The sequence below is a fragment of the uncultured Caballeronia sp. genome (assembly GCF_964243625.1).
Classification (GTDB): domain Bacteria; phylum Pseudomonadota; class Gammaproteobacteria; order Burkholderiales; family Burkholderiaceae; genus Caballeronia.
The window spans coordinates 1-5,437 of the sequence record NZ_CAXTGZ010000416.1 but is presented as its reverse complement, the minus strand read 5'-3'; the positions used below and the strand labels follow the sequence as shown (position 1 = coordinate 5,437).

At 61.5% G+C, this 5,437-nt stretch carries 5 protein-coding genes; 2 read left to right on the top strand and 3 right to left on the bottom strand.

The annotated features are described in order from the left end of the window. From ACFFAR_RS23390 to ACFFAR_RS23380, 3 genes are all read right to left on the bottom strand, one after another. A partial coding sequence (locus tag ACFFAR_RS23390; protein WP_375508554.1) for a LysE/ArgO family amino acid transporter occupies positions 1 to 585 on the bottom strand: 585 nt, incomplete at its 3' end. Further along, positions 582 to 1,226, bottom strand: a complete 645-nt coding sequence (gene maiA, locus ACFFAR_RS23385; protein ID WP_075359321.1) for a maleylacetoacetate isomerase — start codon at positions 1,224 to 1,226, stop codon at positions 582 to 584. The genes ACFFAR_RS23390 and maiA, both read right to left, overlap by 4 nt. 21 nt (positions 1,227 to 1,247) lie before the next feature. Further along, positions 1,248 to 1,946, bottom strand: coding sequence for a fumarylacetoacetate hydrolase family protein (locus ACFFAR_RS23380; protein ID WP_174364321.1), 699 nt, complete (start codon positions 1,944 to 1,946; stop codon positions 1,248 to 1,250). 225 nt (positions 1,947 to 2,171) lie between these two features. Here ACFFAR_RS23380 and ybiB point away from each other — a divergent pair, with 225 nt between their 5' ends. Together ybiB and leuA are read left to right on the top strand one after the other, a co-directional pair. Beyond that, positions 2,172 to 3,140 carry a DNA-binding protein YbiB gene (ybiB, locus tag ACFFAR_RS23375; RefSeq protein ID WP_174364322.1) on the top strand — a complete coding sequence of 323 codons (969 nt, stop codon included), beginning with the start codon at positions 2,172 to 2,174 and terminating at the stop codon, positions 3,138 to 3,140. Positions 3,141 to 3,564: 424 nt separating this feature from the next. Next, positions 3,565 to 5,223 carry a 2-isopropylmalate synthase gene (gene leuA, locus ACFFAR_RS23370; RefSeq protein ID WP_062170394.1) on the top strand — a complete coding sequence of 553 codons (1,659 nt, stop codon included), beginning with the start codon at positions 3,565 to 3,567 and terminating at the stop codon, positions 5,221 to 5,223. Positions 5,224 to 5,437: the final 214 nt, after the last annotated feature.

The following is a 5,437-nucleotide window of genomic DNA, read 5'->3' as shown; positions in this document are numbered from 1 at the left end:
AATCCACCACATCACCACACCCACGATCACATCGAGCACGCGCCACGAGACATCTTTCTCGAACAGCGGCCGCAGCAATCGCGCACCGAACCCGAGCGTGGTGAACCAGATAACCGACGAACACATCGCCCCGGCTGCGAACCACGCGTTCCCCGGCCAGCCGTATCGCGCGCCAATCCCACCCAGCAACACAACGGTGTCGAGATAAACGTGCGGATTGAGCAGCGACAAGGCGAGCACAGTCGATGCCGCTTTCAACGCCGTCTGCGTCTCGCCGTTTTCGGCCTGCAAATGCCCCGGCCCTTTCCATGCCGCATGAAACGCCCGAACGCCGTAGAGGACCAGGAACACTGCACCGGCCCATCGAATCACGTCGAGCAGCACCGGCGCACGGGCGATCAACGCGCCCATTCCGCCGATACCCAACCCAATCAGCAATACATCGATCAAAGCGCAGATCGAGACGACCAGGCCTACGTGTCTTCGCTTCAGGCCTTGCCGCAACACAAACGCGTTTTGAGCGCCAATCGCAATAATCAAACTTGCGCCAAGCCCGGCGCCGGATAAAAAAACTGCTGTCGTCATTCTGCGTCCGGTTGCTGCCCTGGCGCAGCGCGCGCGAACGCATCGATTTGCCCGGCGTGATCGACAATACGTTCGATCGTCGGATACCGGCTCATATCAATGTTGAAACGCCGCGCATTGAACACTTGCGGCACGAGACACAGATCTGCGAGCGTGGGGGTATCGCCGAAGCACAGCGCGCCCACGCGCGGATCGTTCGCAAGACGCTTTTCCAGCGAGCTGAATCCCGCTTCCAGCCAATACCTGTACCACGCGTCTTTCGCTTCTTCGCCAACCTTCAGCGTGTGCTTCAGGTACTTCAGCACCCGCAAGTTGTCGATGGGATGAATTTCGCACGCCACCTGCAGCGCGACCGAACGAATGAACGCACGATCGAGAGCGGTGCCCGGCAGCAATGCCGGCTTGGGATGCGTCTCTTCCAGATATTCGATGATCGCAACCGACTGCGTCAGCACGTCGTCGCCGTCCACGAGCGTTGGCACGATGCCATCCGGATTCAGCTCTCGATACTCGGGCTTCAGTTGCTCCCCACCATCGCGCAGCAGATGAATCGGTGCGTAGTCGTAATCGAGCCCTTTGAGGTTCAGCGCAATCCGCACGCGATACGCGGCCGAACTCCGAAAATAGCTATAGAGCTTCATCGTCTCCTCCCGTTTTTAAAGTCAGACCACGCGCACCGCAAATTCGCCGATTCCGTCCACGCCACCTTTCATCAAGTCGCCTTTCTGGATCGCGCCGACGCCTTCAGGCGTGCCGGTGAAAATCAGGTCGCCGGGGAACAACTCGAACAACGTCGATAAATACGCGATCGTCTCGCCGACCGACCAGATCAGTTGCGAGATGTCCGAGCGCTGCTTTTCTTCGCCATTGACCGTGAGCCAGATCGCGCTTTTTTCCAGGTGCCCGACTTGCGCGACCGGATGGATTGGACCAAGCGGCGCGGATTGATCGAAGCCCTTTGCGGTATCCCACGGACGGCCGAGTTTCTTCGCTTCGGCCTGCAAGTCGCGGCGAGTCATGTCGAGGCCGAGCGCGTAGCCGAATACGTAGTCAAGCGCATGATCGGCGGGAATGTCCTTGCCCCGCTTGCCGATGGCCGCAACCAGTTCCATCTCGAAATGCACATTCTTCGATTGCGACGGATACGGGAATTCGCCGGTCGCGCCGGGTGCGACAAACAGCACGGCATCAGCGGGCTTGGCGAAAAAGAACGGCGGCTCGCGATCTGGATCGTGGCCCATCTCACGCGCGTGCGCCTCGTAGTTTCGGCCGACGCAATAAATCCGGCGAACGGGAAATTCGTCGCTGGAACCGGCTACCGGTACAGCAACCACGGGCGCCGCAGCAAATACATGACTCATCGCGCTTCTCTCCTGTTGGCATGACTCGACCCGGATGGCTCGACCAAGGACTCAAGTTTAACGTGCGCGGTTTGCCGTCGCGACTCGGCCGAATGGCATGGGAGGTGAGGCAGACGCGGCCCAATTGCTTGCAAGGCCGCCGCAAATGCGGTACTGAATATGTTTCCGCACTGCGCAACTGAAGCGGCTGAACGTGCACAACCAGACGGCCGCCCGGACCAATCGATGACCGACTCCCCTGCTTTCCCCTGCGCCCGTTTCATCAAGGAAATTGGCCGCGGGCCAAACGGTGCGCGTGCGCTCACGCGCGAGGACACATACGCGCTCTACGAAGCGATGCTCGACAACCGCGTCTCCGACCTCGAACTCGGCGCGGTATTGCTGGCGTATCGCGTGAAGGGGGAGACCTCGGCGGAGCTCGCCGCGATGCTCGCGGCCGCGCATCGCTCGTTCGAGCCCCTGCATATCCAGAATGGCCGCGATGACGCGCGTCCGGTTTCGATTCCGACTTACAACGGCGCGCGCAAGCAGCCCAACCTGACACCGCTTCTGGCGCTGCTGCTCGCGCGTGAAGGCGTGCCCGTGCTCGTGCACGGCGTCACCGACGACCCGGGGCGCGTGACGAGCGCGGCGATTTTCGCGGAACTGGGTATCGAAGCTTCGACTTCACACGATGAGATCGAGGACAACCTCGCCTCCCGCCGCCTGTCGTTCGCGCCCATCGGGGTGCTCGCGCCGAAGCTCGCGCGTCTTCTCGCCATCCGGCGGATCATGGGCGTGCGCAATTCCACGCACACGCTCGTCAAGATCCTCCAGCCGTTCGCGCAGCCCGGCCTGCGGCTCGTGAACTACACGCATCCGGAATATCGGGAAAGCCTGACGGGACTTTTCACCGAACATCCCGATGCCGCCGCTGGCGGCGCGCTGCTCGCCCGAGGCACGGAAGGCGAAGCGGTCGCCGATACACGACGTCAAGTGCAAGTCGACTGGTTCCACGATGGTCACGCAGAAACGTTGCTCTCGCCGGAACGCTCGTCACCGGAAGCGCCTGCCGTGCCCTTGCCCGAGGCCCTCGACGCAGCGACTACCGCGCGCTGGATCGAGACCGTTCTACGCGGCGAAGCACCGATTCCCGCCGCGCTCGCGCGTCAGGCCGAGCTGATTGCGGAAATCGTCAGAAGACAAGAAGGTTGACAAACCCGCACGCCGTCGGCTACTGTGCAGAAATGAGCTTTGCCCAATTCTCCTCCCTTCGAATTACCCTGGGTCGCCTAGCGCGGCCCCTATCGCTACGTCTAGCGTAAGTCGCTAAACGTGGCGCCGTGCGTTCCCAACGCCCGGTCCCGCCTGTAGTTCCGTAGTGCCCCTTTCGCAGTTCCCTTTTCACCACCCGTAGTCGTCTGCTTTCGTCCGTTCATCCACGGCCACGAAAACGCGAGGATCACATGCACGCTGCATTTGCATCGTTCACGTTTGTCACCGGCGTCATCCGCGTCCGGGCAACACGTGAACCCTGGCAGCGCGCATCGGACCCATGCCGGCAAGCCGCCGGCCAAGTGTCCGCCTCGCAACGACTGCGCTTTCACGCGTACAACGCGTTCAGCCGAGGCCCACGATGATGATGCGCAACCCTTCCGAGAAATACCGCCCTTTCCCTCAAGTCACGCTCAAAGGCCGCCAATGGCCGACCCGTACGATCGAACGGGCGCCCATCTGGATGAGCACCGATCTTCGCGACGGCAACCAGGCGCTGATCGACCCGATGAGCATCGACGCCAAACTCGAATTCTTCGAGATGCTGGTGGCGGTGGGTTTCAAGGAAATCGAAGTGGGTTTTCCGTCGGCATCGCAGACGGATTTCGACTTCGCGCGCAAGCTGATCACGGAAAACCGCATTCCCGCCGATGTCACCATCGAAGTGCTCGTGCAATCGCGCCGGGACCTCATCGAGCGAACGTTTGAAGCGGTGGAAGGCGCGCCGAACGTGATCGTGCATCTGTACAATGCGATTTGTCCGTCGTTCAGGAAAATCGTCTTCGGGATGACGAAGGAAGAAACCAAGGCGCTGGCGGTGGAAGGCACGCGCATCATCAAGGAATGCGCCGCAGCGCACCCCGGCACACACTGGACGTATCAGTATTCGCCGGAAACGTTCAGCATGACCGAGCTTTCGTTTTCCCGCGAAGTCTGCGACGCCGTCGCGCAAATGTGGCGGCCGACGCCCGATCACAAGATGATCGTGAACTTGCCCGCCACGGTCGAAGCGGCCATGCCTAACGTGTTCGCGGATCAGGTCGAGTGGATGGACCGCAACATGGGTTATCGCGACAGCATCGTGCTTTCGGTGCATCCGCATAATGATCGCGGCACGGCGGTCGCCGCGGCGGAACTCGCGATCCTGGCAGGCGCGGATCGCGTGGAAGGATGTCTTTTCGGCAACGGCGAGCGCACTGGCAACGTGGATCTCGTCACGCTCGCCATGAACCTGTACACACAAGGCGTCGACCCGGGCCTCGATTTTTCGGATATCGATGGCGTGCGGCGTGTCGTCGAACGATGCAATCAGATCCCCGTGCATCCGCGTCACCCGTATGCCGGCGATCTCGTGTTCACGGCCTTCTCAGGTTCGCACCAGGACGCAATCCGCAAGGGATTTGCGCAGCGCGTGGCCGGCACCGTGTGGGATGTGCCCTATCTCCCGATCGACCCCGCCGACCTCGGCCGTAGCTACGACGCCGTGATCCGCGTGAACAGCCAGTCGGGCAAGGGAGGCGCGACTTATCTCCTCGAACGCGGGTTGGGATTCACGCCGCCGCGGCGCGTGCAGATCGAGTTCAGCCACGCTGTTCAAAAAGTCGCCGATTCCTCCGGCGAAGAAGTTTCAGGCGACGCCATTTGCGCCCTCTTCAAACGCGAATACTTCGATGCAAAAGGGCCCGCGTCACGCGCCGACGCTTCGGCGATTCGCTTCAACGACCGTCGCGTATTGGTGCCGGTGTCGAAGACGGCCGACGAAGCGCATGCCCAGGCCGTCGCGGCTGCAATGAGCGAGGCGGCGGGCGCCGCGATCGATGTGACTTCGTTTGAGACAGCGGTGACGGCTAAGGGAGAGACGGCGGTGTTCATCGGTTGCCGGATTGGCGATCAGACCGCGCGTTACGGCGTCGCCGTGCATGCAAACGCGGTTCAGGCAATCAGCGATGCGATTATCAGCGCGGTCAACCGCTCGCGCTGGGCGGGACGCAAGGCGGTGGAGGACGAAGCAGTTGCGGCTTAGCGTTTAGCAAATTTTTGCGAGTGGTAAAACAGGTGATTCCTGGGGACCGGCACCGCGATCTGCGCTTACAAGGCGCTGTCCTTCGCTACCGGGCTTCAGATGCCCAACCCGGCGGGCATCGACGGCGCTAATCCAGCGCCACGCGGGTCGCCTGCATCGCGAGCAATTTGTATTGCCCATTGACGTAAAGATGAACCGCCGTGTAAGCGATCGG